General features: G+C 72.1%; 18 protein-coding genes and 1 tRNA gene. 13 read left to right on the top strand and 6 right to left on the bottom strand.

Going from position 1 to position 19,074, the window contains the following annotated elements:
* Positions 1-35: 35 nt before the first annotated feature.
* Genes BIU96_RS17785 through BIU96_RS17775 form a run of 3 tightly spaced genes read right to left on the bottom strand, consistent with a single transcriptional unit; the run spans position 36 to position 2,283 of the window.
* Entirely contained in the window at positions 36-422 is a 387-nt protein-coding gene (locus tag BIU96_RS17785; RefSeq protein ID WP_071293947.1) for a nuclear transport factor 2 family protein, read from the bottom strand.
* Complete coding sequence (locus tag BIU96_RS17780; protein ID WP_071293946.1) at positions 406-1,122, bottom strand: DUF1275 family protein; 717 nt, start codon at positions 1,120-1,122, stop codon at positions 406-408. Before BIU96_RS17780 ends, BIU96_RS17785 begins: the two co-directional genes overlap by 17 nt.
* Before the next feature lie 3 nt (positions 1,123-1,125).
* The gene (locus tag BIU96_RS17775; RefSeq protein ID WP_071293945.1) at positions 1,126-2,283 is read right to left on the bottom strand and encodes an FAD-dependent monooxygenase; all 1,158 of its coding nucleotides are present in this window, start codon (positions 2,281-2,283) and stop codon (positions 1,126-1,128) included.
* Between the two features lie 321 nt (positions 2,284-2,604).
* On the opposite strand from BIU96_RS17775, the gene BIU96_RS17770 reads away from it, so the two are divergent.
* Genes BIU96_RS17770 through BIU96_RS17760 form a run of 3 tightly spaced genes read left to right on the top strand, consistent with a single transcriptional unit; the run spans position 2,605 to position 5,769 of the window.
* The gene (locus BIU96_RS17770; protein ID WP_139200130.1) at positions 2,605-3,837 is read left to right on the top strand and encodes a D-alanyl-D-alanine carboxypeptidase family protein; all 1,233 of its coding nucleotides are present in this window, start codon (positions 2,605-2,607) and stop codon (positions 3,835-3,837) included.
* Positions 3,834-4,388, top strand: coding sequence for a GNAT family N-acetyltransferase (locus BIU96_RS17765; RefSeq protein ID WP_071293943.1), 555 nt, complete (start codon positions 3,834-3,836; stop codon positions 4,386-4,388). Before BIU96_RS17770 ends, BIU96_RS17765 begins: the two co-directional genes overlap by 4 nt.
* Before the next feature lie 10 nt (positions 4,389-4,398).
* On the top strand, positions 4,399-5,769 hold the full coding sequence (locus tag BIU96_RS17760; RefSeq protein ID WP_071293942.1) for a serine hydrolase: 1,371 nt from the start codon (positions 4,399-4,401) through the stop codon (positions 5,767-5,769).
* Between the two features lie 90 nt (positions 5,770-5,859).
* Here BIU96_RS17760 and BIU96_RS17755 read toward each other — a convergent pair whose 3' ends face one another.
* Both BIU96_RS17755 and BIU96_RS17750 read right to left on the bottom strand, forming a co-directional pair.
* Entirely contained in the window at positions 5,860-6,282 is a 423-nt protein-coding gene (locus tag BIU96_RS17755) for a hypothetical protein (RefSeq protein ID WP_071293941.1), read from the bottom strand.
* Between the two features lie 34 nt (positions 6,283-6,316).
* A complete protein-coding gene (locus BIU96_RS17750; protein WP_071293999.1) occupies positions 6,317-7,111 on the bottom strand; it encodes an SGNH/GDSL hydrolase family protein in 795 nt (264 codons plus the stop codon).
* Positions 7,112-7,134: 23 nt separating this feature from the next.
* Here BIU96_RS17750 and BIU96_RS17745 point away from each other — a divergent pair, with 23 nt between their 5' ends.
* The 7 genes from BIU96_RS17745 to BIU96_RS17715 all read left to right on the top strand — a co-directional run bounded on the left by BIU96_RS17745 (position 7,135) and on the right by BIU96_RS17715 (position 15,115).
* Positions 7,135-8,298, top strand: a complete 1,164-nt coding sequence (locus BIU96_RS17745; protein WP_071293940.1) for an acyl-CoA dehydrogenase family protein — start codon at positions 7,135-7,137, stop codon at positions 8,296-8,298.
* 38 nt (positions 8,299-8,336) lie between these two features.
* Positions 8,337-9,587 carry a DNA polymerase IV gene (gene dinB, locus BIU96_RS17740; protein ID WP_071293939.1) on the top strand — a complete coding sequence of 417 codons (1,251 nt, stop codon included), beginning with the start codon at positions 8,337-8,339 and terminating at the stop codon, positions 9,585-9,587.
* Positions 9,588-9,742: 155 nt separating this feature from the next.
* Positions 9,743-11,542, top strand: a complete 1,800-nt coding sequence (locus BIU96_RS17735; RefSeq protein ID WP_071293998.1) for a DEAD/DEAH box helicase — start codon at positions 9,743-9,745, stop codon at positions 11,540-11,542.
* Positions 11,539-11,757 (top strand): hypothetical protein, encoded by a 219-nt coding sequence (locus tag BIU96_RS17730; RefSeq protein WP_071293938.1) that lies wholly within the window; start codon positions 11,539-11,541, stop codon positions 11,755-11,757. The genes BIU96_RS17735 and BIU96_RS17730 overlap by 4 nt, the downstream gene beginning before the upstream one ends.
* Positions 11,758-11,789: 32 nt before the next feature.
* A complete protein-coding gene (locus tag BIU96_RS17725) occupies positions 11,790-13,118 on the top strand; it encodes an NAD(P)/FAD-dependent oxidoreductase (protein ID WP_071293937.1) in 1,329 nt (442 codons plus the stop codon).
* Between the two features lie 264 nt (positions 13,119-13,382).
* Positions 13,383-14,522 (top strand): zinc-dependent alcohol dehydrogenase, encoded by a 1,140-nt coding sequence (locus tag BIU96_RS17720; RefSeq protein WP_071293936.1) that lies wholly within the window; start codon positions 13,383-13,385, stop codon positions 14,520-14,522.
* A gap of 11 nt (positions 14,523-14,533) precedes the next feature.
* The gene (locus tag BIU96_RS17715) at positions 14,534-15,115 is read left to right on the top strand and encodes a hypothetical protein (RefSeq protein ID WP_071293935.1); all 582 of its coding nucleotides are present in this window, start codon (positions 14,534-14,536) and stop codon (positions 15,113-15,115) included.
* A 196-nt stretch (positions 15,116-15,311) separates the two neighbouring features.
* Here BIU96_RS17715 and BIU96_RS17710 read toward each other — a convergent pair.
* Positions 15,312-15,397, bottom strand: a tRNA-Leu gene (locus BIU96_RS17710).
* Between the two features lie 161 nt (positions 15,398-15,558).
* On the opposite strand from BIU96_RS17710, the gene BIU96_RS17705 reads away from it, so the two are divergent.
* The 3 genes from BIU96_RS17705 to mshC all read left to right on the top strand — a co-directional run bounded on the left by BIU96_RS17705 (position 15,559) and on the right by mshC (position 19,009).
* Positions 15,559-16,875 carry a M20/M25/M40 family metallo-hydrolase gene (locus BIU96_RS17705; RefSeq protein WP_071293934.1) on the top strand — a complete coding sequence of 439 codons (1,317 nt, stop codon included), beginning with the start codon at positions 15,559-15,561 and terminating at the stop codon, positions 16,873-16,875.
* Between the two features lie 62 nt (positions 16,876-16,937).
* Positions 16,938-17,768 carry an undecaprenyl-diphosphate phosphatase gene (locus BIU96_RS17700; RefSeq protein ID WP_071293933.1) on the top strand — a complete coding sequence of 277 codons (831 nt, stop codon included), beginning with the start codon at positions 16,938-16,940 and terminating at the stop codon, positions 17,766-17,768.
* Positions 17,765-19,009 carry a cysteine--1-D-myo-inosityl 2-amino-2-deoxy-alpha-D-glucopyranoside ligase gene (gene mshC, locus BIU96_RS17695; protein ID WP_071293932.1) on the top strand — a complete coding sequence of 415 codons (1,245 nt, stop codon included), beginning with the start codon at positions 17,765-17,767 and terminating at the stop codon, positions 19,007-19,009. Before BIU96_RS17700 ends, mshC begins: the two co-directional genes overlap by 4 nt.
* The last annotated feature ends 65 nt before the right edge of the window (positions 19,010-19,074 follow it).

Raw genomic sequence — 19,074 nt, 5'->3', positions numbered from 1 at the left:
CAAGAACTCGCGCGACGGCGCCCGGACTCCGCCCCTCACCCCTGCAACTGCCGCCACGCAGTGATCTGGAAGTCACGCACCTCGAAGGACGCGAGCCCCATCAGCGTGCGTTCCGGCTCGCCGGGGAACCGCACGTGGATCGTCTGGTCGAGCATCACGAGCGACCCGCTCGAGGTGACCCGGTCCGGCACGATGTCGAACACCTCGAAGCTCTCGAGGATCGCCGCACAGAAGCGGAGCACCGCGGTCCGCCCGCGGATCTGGCTGCACGTGGCCGGCTGGTAGACCACGTCCGTGTCGAGGAACGGCACGAGCTGGTCGAGGTCGCGTGCGCGGAAGTTGTCGAGGAAGTCGCGCACCACGAGTTCGTTCTCCAGCGATGCCGTCATCCTGGACAGCGCGTCGTCAAGCGGGTCGAGCACGGGGTCCCCTCCGTTCGTCTCGAGTGAGCACGACCAGTGCCGATCCGGTCGTGACGAGTGGGAGCAGCGGGACGACCATCGGCGCGGCGTGTACGAGGGCGGTCCCGGCGACGGCGCCCGCCAGCACGGCAAGGACGACCAGCAGTTGCACCAGTCGCACGCCGGGTCGGCGCGCTGCGAGCTCCTCGACGAGCGAGGTCAGCGTCCCGGTGACGAACGTCGTCGTCACGCCGGAGGCGCCCGAGACCCGTTTCGCCAGCACCGTCTGCGTGCCGAGGGCCGCCGCCGAGAGCGCGATCATCCCGCACGACCCGGCGGTCCCGACGTGCCCGCCGGTGGTCGCCCACGCCACGAGCAGGCCGAGCTGCAGGACGAGTCCGGCGACGGCCAGGAGCCCGGACGCCCGTCTCGGGTATGCCGTACCGGTCACCGGCGTCGGCGACACCCGGAAGGCCACGAACGCCGCGGCCGCGAAGACCACGAGCGCGGTCGCCGCGCCGGCGACCGTCACGAGCCAGTCGGGGCGGGTGAACATCCCGAGCAGCACGAGGTTGCCGGTCATGTTCGCCGTGAAGATGCCGCCGAGCAGCAGGAACGCGAACGCGTCCGCCGCGCCGGACCCGAAGGCGAGCAGCACGAGCGCGGCGCCCAGCCGCGCGCCGGGGGCTCCCGGCGCGTGCGTGTCGCGACCGCTCGACACGGGTCATCCCTCCCGCGCGAACGGCATCGAGTGGCCGAGTCGGACGCCGTACCGGGCGACCGCCCGTGCGACGTCGAGCCGGTCGCTCGCGTAGGCGGACAGTGCGGCGTCGAGCGGTCGTCGCGCGAGCGCGTCGGCCAGCGCGAGGGCGTCACCGGCGGCCTTCGCCGCGCCCATCGCGGTGTGCGGACGCACGACGGCCGCCGCGTCGCCCGTCAACACGGCCCGGCCGGCCGTCAAGCGCGGTGCGACGTAGTCGACGATGGCCTGGAGGAACGGGGCCGGTTCCGCCAGGACGGCTGCGGCGAACTGCGGGGGCAGTTCCGACACCGCGTCGGAGTGCAGCTCGTCGCGGAGCAGGTCGGGCAGGTCACCGGGTGCCAGCGAGGTCCCGGTCGGCGGACGCCCGGACTCCCGCATGATCCGCTCGAGCCGGCTCGGCCCGATCGGTCGGTACCAGACCCAGTTGTACCGGCGGAGGCCGGGTTCGGTCTCGCCGTCCGGTCCGGGCACCAGGTAGCCGAGCACGTGCGAGCGGGGCCCGGTGAAGAACGCGAAACGCTCGAGGAGCACGTCCGCGGTCTCTGCGCGCAGGGCCCGCTCCGGGATGAGTCCGCGCCAGGTGCTGTACCCGACGTACCGGTTCGTGTGCTCGTCGGGCGCGACGAAGCGGCGGACGACGGAGTTCGCACCGTCGGCGCCGACGACGACGTCGAAGGACCGGGCGCGTCCGTCGGCGCCCACCACCTCGGCGTGGGCGTCGTCCGCTCGGACCGCTTCGACGCGGTGGTCGAGGAGGTACTGGTCGTCGTCGAGCAGGTTCCGGAGGGTCACCCAGAGGTGGTCCCACGAGACCTGCGTCTGGGGGGACCGGTCGCGGGAGACGACGTGCCCGGACTGGTCGAGCGTGATCCGCTCGTGCGCCAGGACGCCGACGTCGGCCGCTCGGTCGAGGCCGAGCCGCCGGAGCGCGAGAACCAGGTCCTGCTGGGCGACCAGTCCGGCCCCACGGCGCTCGAGGCCCGTCGGCGAGCGCTCGAACACGGTCACCTCGTGGCCGTCCTGCTTGAGCAGGGCCGCGGCGAAGAGGCCACCGAGCGACCCGCCGACGACGGCGACCCGGCGCCGGGTCGGTGATCGGAACGGGGAGGAGGTCGTCATCGTCGTCGCCCTACTCCAGGCGCCGCTCTTCGGCCTCCTCGGCGCGTCGCTTCTCCTCCTCGTGCGCCTCCTCGACCTTCTCGATCGCTTCCTCGCGGGGCTTCTTGTCGGTCATCGTGTGTCCTCTCCGTACTGGTCGCGGACGGTCGTGCCCGCAGCCTCTCGGAACGCCATCCCACCGGGGCGCCGGACGGCGCACCAGAGTCGCTTGACTGCAGTTCCGCGATCCTGATCGGACCGACATCGAACGCGAGCACGACTCGTGACCGGCGGCATGTCCTCGCAGCCTCCCGGGACCGGCCCCCGGTACGCTCGGTTCCCGTGTCACGAGTCGTCCGCCGCCCCCGTTCCGCCGTCCGGAGGCCGGTGACGATCTCGGTCGTGGCCGTGCTCGTGCTGGCGGTGGGCTACCTCGTCGCCGCGGCAGTCGTGCCCTTCGCCCCGGCAAGCGCCTCGACCACCACGTACTCGGCGCCGACCTCCACGGTGCCGGACCTCGCCTTCCCCGGCTACGGCGCCACCGCCGTCGAGGCCACCGACTTCCCGGAGAGCCTCCGGACCAGCGGGGACACGAAGCCCCGGTCGATCGCCAGCATCTCGAAGGTGGTCACGGCACTCGTCGTCCTCGACGCCAAGCCGTTGCAGCCCGGCGAACCCGGACCGTCGATCGCGTTCAACGCCGAGATGCAGGGCCTCTACGCCAAGTACCTCGCGGTGAACGGCGAGGTCGCTCCGATGCCCGCCGGCCTGAAGCTCTCCGAGTACCAGACGCTGCAGGTCATGCTGATGAAGTCGGCGAACAACTACGCGGGGTCGCTCGCGATCTGGGCGTTCGGGTCGCTCGGCGCCTACGACCGTGCCGCTGACTCGTGGCTCGAACGCCAGGGCCTCGACCACACGACCATCGACGAGCCGACCGGGCTCGACGCGGACAACACCTCGACCGCGACGGACCTCGTCAAGCTCGGCCAGCTCGCCCTCGCGAACCCGGTGGTGAAGGAGGTCGTGGGGACCAAGAAGGTCACCGTGCCCGGCGCCGGCGAGATCGAGAACTCGAACAAGCTCCTCGGACTGGACGGTGTCGAGGGCATCAAGACCGGCACCCTCGACGAAGCCGGCGCCTGCCTGCTGTTCGCGGCGACCTACGAGCGCGGTGGCAGGTCGGTGACGGTCGTCGGCACCATCCTCGGCGGGGTCGACCACGACTCGCTCGACGTCGACGTGCAGCGCCTGCTCCGGTCGGTGGCGGACAACTTCCAGGTCGTCACGCTGACGCATGCGGGACAGACCTTCGGGACGTTCTCGACGCCGTGGCAGGACGAGGCCGACGCCGTGTCCGGGAAGGCGTCCGAGGTGTTGGTGTGGGGGAAGACGACCGTCTCGGCGAAGGCCCACCTCGACCGGATCACGCTCGGCACGAAGGGGGAGCGCGTCGGGCAGGTGCGCTTCACGGTCTCCGACCACGACCCGGTGACGGTCCCGCTGGTCCTCGAGCGCTCGATCGACGACCCGGGCGTGTGGTGGCGGTGGACCAACCCGTTCCAGGGCGCGTGACGACCCCGCCGGCCGCACACCTCCGGCCCTGGTCTCCGGCGGACGCGCCGGTGCTGCGCGCGGCCTCGGCCGACCCGGAGCTCGCACGCCAACTCGGCGGGTCGCCGTTCGACGACGACGCGGCGGCGGCCGCGTTCATCGCCTCCCGGTACCGGCACGACGACCACGCCCGCAACTGGGCGGTGGACGACGGGACCGGCACCGTCGTCGGGTCCGTCGGCGTCACCTCCGTGGAGTACGGGCACGGTACCGCGTGGATCTCGTACTGGCTCGCCCCCGCGGCACGCGGCCGAGGGCTGGCGACCCGTGCCCTCGTGTCCGCCGCCGAGGACGCCTTCGCCCTCGGACTGCACCGCCTCGAGCTCGGGCACCGCACGAACAACCCCGACTCGTGCGGCGTGGCCACCCGCGCGGGCTTCGCGGCCGAGGGGATCGAGCGCGAGAGGCTCCGTTACGGCGACGAGCGCTTCGACGTCGAGACCCATGCCCGACTGGCCACTGACCCGGCCCCCGACGTCCGGCCCCTGCCGATCGCGGCCACGGAGTCGTAGTGTCGGACGTGTGACGACGACGTTCCCCCGCACTGCCCCGTCCACCCTCGGCATCGACGCCCGCGGCATCGCGGCCTTCCTCGACGCCCTCGAGTCCACCCCGGACGTGGAACCGCACGGCCTCGTGCTCCTCCGCCACGGCCAGGTCGCGGCGGAGGGTTGGTGGCGGCCGTACGACCGCGACCGCGTCCACCTGCTCTACTCCCTGAGCAAGAGCTTCACCGCCGCCGCGGTGGGGATCGCCGTCCGCGAGGGTCGCATCGACCTCGACGCCACCGCCCTGTCGTACTTCCCAGAGCTCGACGCCGACGTCACCGACGAGCGCAGCCGCCGCATCCGGGTCCGGCACCTGCTGGCGATGGCGAGCGGTCACCGCGAGGAGACCATCGCCCGTGCCGAGGCCCTCGACCCGTCGAACACCGTCCGCGGCTTCCTCCTCCTGCCGCCCGACGAGGAACCCGGCACGGTCTTCGCCTACAACCAGCCCTGCACCTACACGCTCGGCGCGATCGTCCGTCGGGTGAGCGGCGTCTCCCTCGTGGAGTACCTCCGTCCCCGGCTGCTCGACCCGCTCGGCATCGACGACCTCGCCTGGCGGCGGGACGCGTCCGGCGCCGAGTTCGGGTACAGCGGTTGCTACGCCACGACGGAGTCGGTCGCGAAGCTCGGTCAGCTGTACCTGCAGCGCGGCGTGTGGGAGGGCGAGCGGATCCTCGACGAGGACTGGGTCGCCGCAGCGACGAGCACGCAGGTGGAGAACCCCGCCGAGGCGAACCCGGACTGGCGCCAGGGGTACGGCTTCCAGTTCTGGATGGCCCGTCACGGGTTCCGCGGCGACGGCGCGTACGGCCAGTTCTGCGTGGTCCTGCCGGAGCAGGACGTCGTCCTCGCGATCACCGGGCAGAGCCTCGACATGCAGGCGGTCCTCGACGCGGCCTGGCAGCACCTGCTGCCCGCCGTCGACGCTGCGGACGCCGACGGGGCCGGGGACGACGGCCTGGAGGCACGACTCGCCTCCCTGGGGCTGCCCCCGGTGCGGGGTGGCCGGCTCCCCGACCTCGCTGCCGCCGGTCCGTTCACGGGGCCGGAGCTCGACGGCCTCGTGTTCACGCACGACGTCGACCGCTGGCGGGCGACGATCGACGTCGACGGCGGCACGCTCTCGGTGCCGGTCGGCGAGGGGGAGTGGGCCGTCGACGGCGCCCTCGCGGCGAGCGGCGCGGTCGACCCGGACGGCACGGTGCTGGTGGACGTCCGCTTCGTCGACACCCCGCACCTGCTGCACCTGCGCGTCGACCCCGGCACCGCGACCGTCTCCGCCAGCTGGGCGACCGAGCCGCTGCACGACGGCCCGCTCACCCTCCGTCGTCCGGCCGACTGAGCCCCACCCGATCGCACCCCCGCGGCGACGTCGCACCCCCGCACACCGGGGCGCGACGTCCGTGGCGGGGTGCGAACCGAACGGCCGTCGTCAGGGAGCCGGGGCCGGCAGGTCGAGGGTGACGTCCGGAGCGTCCTCGAACCGGAGCGACACGACGACGTCGTCCGCGTCGCGGAAGCGTGCGGGCAGGTCGAGCGCGTACGACGCCGGACCGAAGTCGGCCGTGCAGGCGTTGCCACCGGTCATCGTCGTCGTCGTCGTCATCGTCACGACCGGCCCCCGGTCGCCGGACTCGATGCCCGTCGGAGCGGTGGGGCAGCTGGACGACCCGTAGGTCGTGACGAAGAACCGCTCGCCCGGGTCGACCCACCCCACCGCCGGACCGGTGGCGGGCGGTGAGCTCGACAGGCCACCCGGGCCGGCGCCGTGGTAGGGCTCGCCGATGACGTCCGGACCCGAGCACCCGGTCAGGAGCGACACCACCACCGCGGCCGTGACCACACCGGCGGGCACGGCTGCGGGACCTCGGCTGCGACGCACGGCGGGCTCAGGGGGTGTCGGACTTGTGCTCGACGACGTCCTGCAGCTCCGGGCGCTTCGGGACCACGCCGTCGCCGGACGACGTGTGCTTGATGCGGCGGACGACCCAGGGCACGAGGTACTCGCGCGCCCAGCCGAGGTCCTCGGCGCGGGCCTCGCGCCACGGCCTGGCCTCGAGCGGTTCCGGGTTGAACGGCGCGAGCCCGTGCTCGACCCCCAGGGCGTCGAGCACCGCGGCTGCGACGGTCGCGTGGCCCATCGGGGAGTGGTGCAGCCGGTCGGGTGCCCACATCCGCGGGTCGCGAAGGACCCGGAGCGCCCACATGTTCGCGACGAGGGCGCCGTGCTTCAGCGCGATCGCGTGCAGGTTCTCGTTGTAGATGGCGGTCTTGCCGCGCACCATGCCGAGCACCGGGGTCATCCCGACGTCGGGGCCGGTGAAGAGCACGACGGTGGCGCCGTCACTCCGTAGCCGTTCGACCATCCGGTCCACCCGCTCGGCGAGCTCGTCGGGGTCGGAGCCGGGCCGGATGATGTCGTTGCCGCCCGCCGACACGGTCACGAGGTCGGGGCGGAGCGTGAGCGCCGGCTCGACCTGCTCGTCGATGATCTGCTGCAGCAGGCGACCGCGGATCGCGAGGTTGGCGTAGGCGAAGTCGTCGGTCTGGTTCGCCAGGACCTCGGCCACCCGGTCCGCCCAGCCGCGGTTGCCGCCCGGCACCGTGGGGTCCGGGTCACCGATCCCCTCGGTGAACGAGTCACCGATCGCGACGTACCTGGACCACGGATGACGATCTGACACGACTCGGACCATAGTCTCGTGCCATGACGAAGGCCAACACGGCAGCCGCGGGCTGGACCGCGCCGGAGGACCTGCTCGACCGCATCGCCGGACGCGCCCCCGGCTACGACGCCGCGAACGCGTTCTGCACCGAGGACCTCGACGAACTCCGGGCGGCGGGCTACCTGCGGATCGGCGTGCCGGTCGAGCGGGGCGGGTCCGGCCTCGGGCTCGCCGCGACGAGCGCGGTGCAGCGGCGCCTCGCGCAGGCCGCACCGGCGACGGCGCTCGGGCTCGGCATGCACCAGGTGTGGGTGCAGGCGGCGCGGGCCGTCACCGCGCGGGGTGAGTCGTTCCTCCAGGCCGTCACCGACCACGCGTCGGACGACCACCTGCTCGCGTTCGGGGTGAGCGAGCCCGGCAACGACGCCGTCCTGTTCGACTCGTCGACGACGGCGGAGCCGGACGGCGACGGCGGGTACCGCTTCACCGGCACCAAGGTGTTCACCTCCCTCGCGCCCGCGTGGGACGTGCTGAGCGTGTTCGGCAAGGACGAGACCGGGCCGGAGCCGCGGCTCGTGCACGGCTTCGTGCTGCGCGCCGACGGCGACGTCGAGCACCTGGACGACTGGGACACGCTCGGGATGCGGGCGACGCAGAGCCGCACGACGAAGCTGCACGGCGTGCGCGTGCCGGCGGAGCGGATCGTGCGGTCGCTGCCGGTCGGGCCGAACCAGGACCCGCTCGTGTTCGGGGTCTTCGCGGCGTTCGAGCTCCTCATCGCGTCGGTGTACGTCGGCATCGCGTCGCGTGCGGTGTCGCTGGCGGTGTCGGCGGTGCAGTCGCGCGCATCGCTCGACGGGACGCCCCGGTCCGAGGACCCGGACGTGCGCCGGACGATCGCGGACCTGCGCGGGGCGGTCGACGCGATCGAGCTGCAGGTGTCCTCGCTCGCGCGGTCCGTCGACGAGTTGGACGACCTCGGCGCGCGGTGGTTCCCGCTGCTCGTGGGGACGAAGGCACGCGCCGTGGACACCGCGCAGCACGTCGTGGACGAGGCGATGCGCGTCGTCGGCGGCGGGGCCTACCGCGCGGGCGGCGAGCTCGCCCGACTCGCTCGTGACGTCCGGGCCGGGCAGTACCACCCGTCCTCGCGGGACTCGGCGGCGCGGACGATCGCGGCGTCGGTGCTCGGTCCGCTCGGCTGACGCGCGGCGTTGTCGGTGGGGGCTGGCATCATCGCCGTGTGAGCAAGCAGGACGGACGCAACCGGCTGGTGTCCGACGCGCCCGTCGACGACCTCACGGCCACCGTGCTGCACGTCGACATGGACGCCTTCTTCGCCTCGGTCGAGCTCCTCGACCGTCCGGACCTGGTCGGACTGCCCGTCATCGTCGGGCACGACTCGGACCGGTCCGTCGTCACCGCCGCCACCTACGAAGCCCGGAAGTACGGCGTGAACTCCGCGATGCCGATGGCCGTCGCGAAGCGCCGCTGTCCCGCCGCGATCATCGTCGAGCCGCACTTCGAGAAGTACCGGGCGAAGTCCGACGCCGTGATGGCCGTCTTCGACCGCTTCACACCCCGCGTCGAGAAGCTCGGCATCGACGAGGCGTTCCTCGATGTCGCCGGCGCGCTGCGGCTCTACGGCACCCCGTGGGAGATCGGGCGTGCCATCCGCGCGGCCGTGTTCGCCGAGACGGGGCTGCACTGCTCCGTCGGCGCCGCGTCGACGAAGTTCGTCGCGAAGCTCGCCTCCAGCCGGTCCAAGCCCGACGGACTGCTGGTGGTGCCCGCGGCCGACACGGTGGCGTTCCTGCACCCGCAGCCCGTCTCCGCGCTCTGGGGCGTCGGCGGCAAGACGCAGGAGACCCTCGAACGCCGGGGGATCCGCACCGTCGGCGACCTGGCGACCACCCCGCTCGGGTCACTCGTCTCCGCGCTCGGTCCTGCCGGCGGGCAGCGCCTGCACGACCTCTCCTGGGGGCGGGACCCCCGCACCGTCGAGGGCGGCGTCGGTGAGAAGTCGATCGGGCACGAGGTCACGTTCGGACACGACCTGACCGAGCGCGACGACGTGGCGCGTGAGCTCCTGCGCCTGGCCGACAAGGTCGCGGTGCGTCTCCGCCGCGCCGACGTGCAGGCCCGCACGGTCGCGCTCAAGGTGCGGTACACCGACTTCACCACCCTGACCCGCTCCCGGACCCTGGCCGAGCCCACCGACGTCGCGAAGCGCCTGCACCGCGAAGCCGTCGAGCTGTACGACGTGCTGCACCGGCCGGGCAACCAGATCCGCCTGATCGGCGTCCGCGGCGAGAACCTCGTGCCGGCCGCGGCGAGCAACGCGCTGTGGGACGACGACGCGCCGTGGCGCGAGACGGAGACCACGGTCGACGCGGTCGCCGCGCGCTTCGGTGCTGGTGTGCTGCGACCGGCCTCCCTGGTCCGCGGCACGCCCGAGGGGCACGTCCCGCACGCTCGGCAGGACCGAGGGTGACGGTAGAATCTGCTGAAGTGAGCGCAGCCGAGTACACCGATCAGCCAGGGCCCGGGGACCAGCCCGCGTCCCTGTGGGACGACTCCGCCGCGGCCGACCAGGCGTCCCTCGGGGTCGACGCCGACGGCCCCGCCGCAGCGGCTCACGACGACGCCGTGGCCGCGGCCGAAGCCGCCGGCAACGCTGCCGTCCAGCACCTGTCACCGGCCTTCCCGGACCGCGCCGCGTGGGGCACCGCGTCGAAGCTCCGCGCCTGGCAGGTCGAAGCGCTGACGAAGTACTTCGAGAAGGAACCGCGCGACTTCCTCGCGGCGGCGACCCCCGGCGCCGGCAAGACCACGTTCGCCCTCCGGCTCGCGACCGAGCTGCTCGCCCGCGGCACCGTCGACCGGATCGTCGTCGTCGCCCCGACCGAGCACCTGAAGCGACAGTGGGCGGACTCCGCGGACCGCGTCGGCATCCGGATCGACCCGATGTTCAAGAACGGCGACGGCATGTTCGGCCGGCACTACCAGGGCGTGGCGATCACCTACGCCCAGGTCGGCATGAACCCCGAGGTCCACCAGAAGATCACCGAGGGCGGCCGCACCCTGGTCGTCCTCGACGAGGTCCACCACGGCGGGGACGCCCTGACGTGGGGTGACGGCATCCGTGAAGCCTTCTCCAAGGCCGCCCGACGGCTCTCCCTGTCCGGCACCCCGTTCCGCTCCGACACCGCGCCGATCCCGTTCGTGCAGTACGCCCCCGACGAGCAGGGCATCCGAACCTCGATCTCCGACTACAACTACGGCTACGGCCGCGCCCTGAAGGACGGCGTCGTCCGACCGGTGCTGTTCATGGCCTACGCCGGGCAGATGCGCTGGAAGACGCGCATGGGCGACGAGATGTCGGCGTCGCTCGGCGAGCAGGTCACGAAGGACATCACCGCCCAGGCGTGGCGCACCGCGCTCTCGCCCGAGGGGGAGTGGATGCCCGCCGTGCTGTCGGCGGCCGACAAACGCCTGACCGAGGTCCGCCGCGGTGTGCCGGACGCGGGCGGGCTCGTCATCGCGACGGACACCACCACGGCCCGCGCCTACGCCCGCATCCTGCAGCAGATCACCGGCGAGCGGCCGACGGTCGTGCTCTCGGACGAGGTCGCGGCCTCGAGCCGGATCCAGGCCTTCGCCGACGACACCTCGCGCTGGATGGTCGCCGTCCGCATGGTGTCCGAGGGCGTCGACGTCCCACGGCTCTGCGTTGGCGTCTACGCCACCAGCGCCAGCACGCCGCTGTTCTTCGCCCAGGTGATCGGCCGCTTCGTGCGCGCCCGTCGTCGCGGCGAGACGGCGAGCGTCTTCCTGCCGAGCGTGCCCGGGCTGATGGCGCTTGCCGCGACGCTCGAGCTCGAGCGGGACCACGCCCTCGACCGCCCGAAGGACGCCGACGACGGGATGTACAACCCCGAGGACGCGATGGTCGCCGAGGCCAACAAGGAGGACCGCGCCTCCGAGAGCCTGCTCGAGGTCCAGCCCTTCGAGGCGCTCGACTCGCAGGCGTCGTTCGACCGCGTGCTTTACGACGGGGGCGAGTTCGGCACCGGGGGAGAGGTCGGTTCGCTCGAGGAACTCGACTTCATCGGCATCCCCGGGCTCCTCGAACCCGACCAGGTGCGCGACCTCCTCCGTGCCCGGCAGGCCACGCAGGTGAAGCGCGCGAAGGGTCGGACGCCCAAGGACGGCATGCCGAAGGCCGCCGAGCCCGAGAACCGCCCGATGTACCAGACCATCAAGGAACAGCGGTCCGAGCTGCACCGGCTGGTCTCGATCTGGTCGCGGCACTCGAACGAACCGCACGGCTCGATCCACGCCGAACTCCGGCGGATCAGCGGCGGCCCGGCCGTGGCGCAGGCGAGCATCGAGCAGATCCAGAAGCGCATCGACGTGCTGCGCTCCCGGATCGGCGGGCGCCGGTGATCGAACCCGTCGACGACCGCACCTGGTACGTCAAGCGCGACGCCGAGTCCTCGCCCGAGGCGATCATCGACCGGTTCGGCGGCGGGTACCGCCTGCGCCGTTTCTCCCTGACCGAGTCGCGCCGGACCCCGCACGGGGTCTACACGGGCGTCGAACTGGCCGAGACGGCGTGGTGGCGGCTGCGGGATCGGCCGCGCGGCGGCGCGGCCTCATGACACACCAAGCGAATCTCCGGTAGACCGGGGGAATGGCAGACTCGATCCCTCACGTCCTCGTCCTCGGCGGCGGCTCCGCTGGCTACACCACCGTCAAGCAGCTCCAGAAGCACGCGGCCACGGTGCCGATGCGCATCACGCTGGTGGACCAGAACACGTACTACACCTACCTGCCGTTCCTGCCGGAGGTCGCCGGCGGCCACATCGCCCCGAAGGACGTCACGGTGGAGCTGCGTCGTGCGCTCCGCAAGACCCGCGTGATCCAGGGCAAGGTCACCGGCATCTCGTCCGCTGACAAGACGGTCACGATCGCCACGGCCGGCGGCGACGATCGCACGCTCGGCTACGACCAGCTCGTCGTCGCGCTCGGCTCGGTCACCCGCACCTTCCCGACCCCGGGGCTCGAGGAGTTCGGCGTCGGCTTCAAGAGCGTGGAAGAGGCCGCCTACGTGCGCGCCAAGCTCCTCGACAACATCGCGAAGGCCGCTGCCACCCGCGACGAGGACGAGCGTCGCCGCCTGCTCACGAGCATCTTCGTCGGCGGTGGCTACACCGGCGTCGAGGCGATCGGTGAGCTCTTCGACGTGTCGCAGGCCGCCATCAAGACGTACCCGTCGCTCGCCGGCGAGCACCCGCGCTGGGTCCTCATCGACGCGCTCGACCGCGTCGCCCCCGAGGTCGGCCCGGAGCTGTCGAAGTGGACCCTCGAGTCCCTCCGCGCCCGTGGCATCGACGTCCGCCTGAAGACCACGATGCCCAGCTGTGAGGGCGGCGTCGTGAAGCTGTCGGACGGTGACGAGTTCGCCACCGGCCTGCTCGTCTGGACCGCGGGCGTCAAGCCGAACCCGCTCCTCGACGCGTCCGACCTGCCGCGCGGACCGAAGGGCCACCTCGCCGCGAACGCGAAGCTCCAGGTCGAGAACGAGGAGACTCACGAGGTCGTCCCCGGCGTCTGGGGCCTCGGCGACGTCGCACAGGTGCCCGACCTGACCGCCGACAAGCAGCCGGCGTACTACCCGCCGAACGCGCAGAACGCGGTCCGTCAGGCCGTCGTCGCGGCGGACAACGTGGTCGCCACGATCACCGGCAAGCCCCTCGAGGAGTACCGCCACCCGTCGATCGGCACCGTCGCGTCGTACGGTGTCGCCAAGGGTGCGGCGAACATCAAGGGCATCAAGATGACGAACCTGCTCGCGTGGCTCGCGCACCGCTCGTACCACGTGTACGCGATGCCGACCCTGAACCGGAAGGCCCGCATCATCATCGGCTGGGTCACCGGTGCCGTGTCGGGTCGCGACGCGACCTCGCTCATCAAGGAGACGGACCCGCGACGCAACTTCGTCGAGGCGTCGAAGAGCTAGACGCGACCGTCCGACGGACTGGAGGCGCGGTGCCAGCTGGCACCGCGCCTCCAGTCCGTCCCGGGGTCCCCACCCCCCCCCCCCCCCCCCCCCCCCCCCCCCCCCCCCCGCAAAACGCAACCTCGGCGGTTGCTCGCAGCGGTATCTCTCTGCGCGCTGTCGCCGACGTTGCGTATCGCGAGGGCAGTGGTCAAAGTGCGCGGACCTGGATCGTCTCCCACGTGCGGCGCGCGAGCCTGGGCACGTCCAGCGACAGGAGCGCCCATGCGAGCGATGACGTACCGCGGGCCCTACCGGGTCCGCGTCGAGGAGAAGCCCGACCCGCGGGTCGAGCACCCGAACGACGCGATCGTCCGGGTGGAACGCGCGGCGATCTGCGGGTCGGACCTGCACCTGTACCACGGCATGATGCCCGACACCCGCGTCGGGCACACGTTCGGCCACGAGTTCATCGGGGTCGTCGAGCAGATCGGCTCGTCCGTCGAGACCCTGTCGGTCGGGGACCGCGTGATGGTCCCGTTCAACATCTCGTGCGGGACCTGTTGGTTCTGTGCCCGCGGACTCTTCGCGAACTGCCACAACGTGAACCCGAACGCCACCGCAGTCGGTGGTATCTACGGGTACTCGCACACCACCGGCGGGTACGACGGCGGGCAGGCCGAGCGCGTGCGGGTGCCGTTCGCCGACGTCGGACCCCAGGTGATCCCGGACTGGCTCGACGACGAGGACGCCCTCCTCATGACGGACGCACTGAGCACCGGGTACTTCGGGGCGCAGCTGGCGTCGATCCGCGAGGGCGACACCGTCGTGGTGCTCGGCGCCGGGCCGGTCGGACTGTTCTCCGCCGCGTTCGCGTGGTTCATGGGAGCCGGCCGGGTGATCGTCGTTGACCAGCTCGAGTACCGGCTCGAGAAGGCCCGAAGCTTCGCGCACGCCGAGACGATCAACTTCGCCGAGGTCGACGACGTCGTGCTCGAGATGAAGAAGCAGACCGACTTCCTCGGTGCGGACAGCGTGATCGACGCCGTCGGAGCCGAGGCGGACGGCAACTTCACCCAGCAGGTCACCGCCTCGAAGCTCAAGCTGCAGGGCGGGTCCCCGACGGCGCTCAACTGGGCGATCGACGGCGTCCGCAAGGGCGGAACGGTCTCGGCGATCGGTGCGTACGGTCCGATCCCGAGCGCGGTGAAGTTCGGCGACGCGATGAACAAGGGCGTCACGATCCACACGAACCAGGCCCACGTGAAGCGCCAGTGGCCACGGTTGCTCGAGCACATCCAGGCCGGGCACTTCAAGCCGAGCGACATCATCACGCACCGCATCCCCCTCGAGCACATCGCCGAGGGCTACCACGTGTTCTCGTCCAAGCTCGACGGTTGCATCAAGACCGTCGTCGTGCCGTGAGGAGGCCCGACATGTCCGACCACACCCCGTACATCGCCGATCCACCGCGACGGGTGCCGTCCGCCGAGGAACTCCGCGCCCGGATCCCCGGGTGGGGGAGCGACCTCGACCCGGCGGACCGGCCGTCGGTGCCGAAGCTCTCGCGCTCGGCCGGCGCCGCGACCGGTGCGCACTGGGAGGTCCCGGCGCAGCAGCCCGGCGCTGCCGGCCGGGAGCGGTCGATCGAGCACGCGCACGTCACGCCGGTGTTCGGCACCGCGCAGCCGCTCCGAGGGGTGCCGGGAGCGGTGCGGCGCCTGGCGTACGCGAGGTTCAGCGAGGGCCGGCTGGCGCACTGGATGCTCCTCGTCGTCGGGGATCGGCTCGACGTCGGGGTGCACCGGGTGACGGACGCGCTGCACGGGCGGCCGGACCGGGTCATCCGCGAGACGGGGGTGCGCGCCGAGCGGGGGAAGCACCCCGTGGCCTCGCGGCTGGGGTCGTCGCGGCGGGACTGGCGGCACCAGTTGCTCGACCCGCTCGTGGCGAACTGGGGGTGGCTCGCCGCGCTCGGTGGTGCCGTGCTGCTCGTGCGGCGGTTGCGGCGCCGCTGAGGGCCATGCGGCGCTGGTGCCGCGCCGGCGTTCGGCGGGTGGGAGGGTCTGTGCGTGTGCATCGTGCGACGTCCCACGCGTCGTTCGACGAGTGCGGTGTCGCTCCATGCACAACGGATACGGGCGCGTCCGTACGACACCGTCGACCAACAGCAAATGCCCCCCGACCGCCAGGTCAGGGGGCATTCGTCTTCTGTGTCCGAGGGGGGACTTGAACCCCCACGCCCTAATACGGGCACTAGCACCTCAAGCTAGCGCGTCTACCAATTCCGCCACCCGGACAGGGTGTCTGGTGTCTGTTTCCCGGGTTTTCCCCGGCGTTCCTGCCGAGAGAAGACACTAGCACGGGTCTGAACGCTCGATGAACACGGACGCGCATCCCGGGCGCGTCCGCCGGAGTCCGGCTCCGCAGTGGGTGCGACGGCGACCGGTAGCGTGGGGGCATGACGAACCCGGAGGCCACGCTGACCGACCTCGAGGCCACCGCGGCGATCGCCCGAGACCTCATCCGCATCGACACGACGAACTGGGGCGAGGGGAAGTCCCGCGGCGAGACCGAGGCGGCGCACTACGTCGAGGCGAAGCTCCGGGCGCTCGGGCTCGAGCCGCAGCTGTTCGAGTCCGACCCGGACCGGATGAGCGTCGTCGCACGGGTTCCCGGTCGCAACCGTGACAAGCCGGCGCTGGTCGTGCACGGGCACCTCGACGTGGTGCCGGCGGACCCGGCGAACTGGTCGGTGGACCCGTTCGGCGGCGAGGTCAAGGACGGCATGCTCTGGGGTCGCGGCGCCGTCGACATGAAGAACATGGACGCGATGATGCTGACGTCCCTCGGCGACGTCATCGAGCAGCACGGCGCCCCCGAGCGCGACCTGGTGATCGCGTACTTCGCCGACGAAGAGGCCGGCGGCGTCCTCGGCGCGCACCACGTCGTCACGCACCACCCCGAGGTGTTCGAGGGGGCGACCGCGGCGATCAGCGAGGTCGGCGGCTACTCGGTCACGCTCGGCGACCGTCGCGCGTACCTGCTGCAGACGGGTGAGAAGGCGTTGCTCTGGATCACGCTGACCGCCACGGGCACGGCGGCGCACGGGTCGCACGTCATCCGCGACAACGCGGTCACGAAGCTCGCCCGGGCCGTCGCACGGATCGGCAGCGAGGAGTGGCCGGTGCGACTGTCCGCGACGACCGAGGCGATGGTGCGGGAGATCGCCGGCTTCCTCGGGGTCGACCCGGAGACGACCGGGCCGGACGAAGTCGCACTCGCGACGGGCTCGGCCTCGCGCTTCATCCACGCGGCGCTGCACACGACGACGAACCCCACGCAGCTGCGCGCCGGGTACAAGCACAACGTCATCCCGGACCAGGCCGAGGCGCTCGTCGACATCCGCTGCCTGCCGGGCGACGAGGACGCGGTGCTCGCACGCGTCCGCGAGCTCGCCGGCGACGACGTGACGATCACGATGACCCACCAGGACGTCGGACTCGAGCAGGACTTCGGCGGACCGCTCGTCGACGCCGTGCGCGACGTCCTCGACCGTCACGACCCGGGCGCCCCGGTCCTGCCGTACCTGCTCTCCGGCGGGACGGACAACAAGGCGCTCTCGACCCTCGGCATCGCGGGCTACGGCTTCGTGCCGCTGCAGCTGCCGGCCGGCGTGGACTTCCCGGCGATGTTCCACGGCGTCGACGAGCGGGTGCCGCTCGCGTCGCTGGCGTTCGGGCGGCGAGTTCTCGGCGACCTCCTGGCCACGTACTGATATTGTTCGTGGTCGCCTTCGTGGCGGTGTCCTGACCGACCTTCGCGCGAAAGGCCAGCCCGATGCACATCCTCGAGGCGATCTTCCTCGGCTTCGTCCAGGGGCTCACCGAGTTCCTGCCCGTCTCGTCGAGCGCCCACCTCCGGATCGTCGGGCTCTTCCTGCCCGACGCGAAGGACCCCGGCGCGGCCTTCACCGCGGTGACGCAGCTCGGCACCGAGACCGCCGTGCTCATCTACTTCTGGCGAGACATCACCCGGATCATCGGGCGGTGGTTCCGGTCGCTCTCGGGGAAGACCGTGCCGCGGAACGACCCGGACGCCCGGCTCGGCTGGTTGGTGATCATCGGCACCATCCCGATCGGCATCGCGGGGCTGCTCCTCAAGGACTCCATCGAGACCACGTTCCGGTCGCTCTGGATCGTCGCGATCGTCCTCGTGGTGTTCGGCATCGTCCTCGGCGTGGCCGACGTGCTCGGGCGCAAGGTCCGCCGCATCGAGCACATGACGTTCGGCGGCGGCATCCTGATCGGCCTGGCCCAGGTGCTCGCCCTCGTCCCCGGCGTCTCGCGGTCGGGTGCGACGGTGTCGATGGGCCTGGCCCTCGGCTACACCCGTCCGGCCGCCGCGCGGTTCGCGTTCCTGCTCGCCGTGCCCGCGGTGTTCCTGTCCGGGCTGTACGAGGCCGCGACGAGCCTCGGCGACTCGGGCGCCCCGTTCGGCCTCGCCGACACGCTCATCGCGACGGTGGTCGCCTTCGTCGTCGGCTTCGTCGTGATCGCGGCGTTCATGAACTACATCAGCAAGCGGAGCTTCCTTCCCTTCGTGGTCTACCGGATCGCACTCGGTATCGTTCTCATCGTGTTGTTGTCGCTCGGAGTGATCCAGCCGTGAGGGCCTGGCAGGTCCCGTCCGTTCCCGAGGTCCCCGGTTCCGCGCCGCGCCCCGTCGTGCACGACACGGCGAGCGGCAGGCCCGTCGACCCGACCGGTGGCGAGGAGCGTGCCGCGCTCTACGTCTGCGGCATCACCCCGTACGACGCCACCCACCTCGGCCACGCGGCCACCTACCTGGCGTTCGACACGCTCGGTCGGGTCTGGCGCGACGCCGGGCTCGAGGTCGAGTACGCGCAGAACACCACCGACGTCGACGACCCGCTCCTCGAGCGCGCGGCTCGCGACGGCGTCGACTGGCAGGAGCTCGCCGCGTCGCAGATCGACCTGTTCCGTCGCGACATGGAAGCCCTGCGCGTCCTGCCCCCGGACGACTTCGTGGCCGTCACCGACGAGGTCGAGCGCATCGCCGAGGCCGTCGCGTTCCTGCAGGAGACCGGCTACGCCTACGCCGTCCCGACGCCCGAGTCCGAGGGCGACGACCTCTACTTCGACGTGAACCGTCCGACCGAGGCGTGGACCCTCGGCGACGAGAGCGGCCTCGACCGCGAGACGATGCTCGCGCTGTCGGCGGAGCGCGGCGGCGACCCGGACCGTGCCGGCAAGCGCGATCCGCTCGACCCGCTGCTCTGGCGTGCGGCCCGCGCGGGGGAGCCGAGCTGGGACGGTGCGGTCGGCCCCGGGCGACCCGGTTGGCACATCGAGTGCAGCGTCATCGCCGGTGACCGCCTCGGCCTGCCGATCAGCGTGCAGGGCGGCGGCAGCGACCTCGTCTTCCCGCACCACGAGATGAGCGCCGGGCACGCCGCCGCGCTCGCGCACCAGCCCCTCGCGGCCGCGTTCGTGCACACCGGGATGATCGCCTACCAGGGCGAGAAGATCTCGAAGTCGCTCGGCAACCTCGTCACCGTGCGGAGGCTGCTCGACGACGGCGCCGACCCGCGGGCGATCCGGCTCGCCCTGCTCTCGCACAAGTACTCCGACGACTGGGAGTGGTTCGACTCGGAGCTGACGAGCGCCACCACGCGCCTGGCGACGTGGGACGCGTGGGCCTCCGGTGCCGACGCCGGTCACGCCGACGACGCGGCCGAGGTCGCCGCGCGCGTCCGTGCACGGGTCGCCGACGACCTCGACACGCCCGGCGCAGTCGCGGCGGTCGACACCGCGATCGCGGGCGGGACCGCGGTCACGCCCGAGCTCGTCGACCTGGTCGACGCCCTGCTCGGCATCCGGCTGGGCTGATCGGTCCGGTGGCGACCAGGCGGGGCGCGCCGCGCCCGTCCTGACCCCACGACGGACTGGAGGCG

This window comes from Curtobacterium sp. MCBA15_008 (assembly GCF_001865065.1).
GTDB lineage: Bacteria > Actinomycetota > Actinomycetes > Actinomycetales > Microbacteriaceae > Curtobacterium.
The sequence above is the reverse complement of the archived record's forward strand: the minus strand, read 5'-3'. Positions and strand labels throughout refer to the sequence as shown.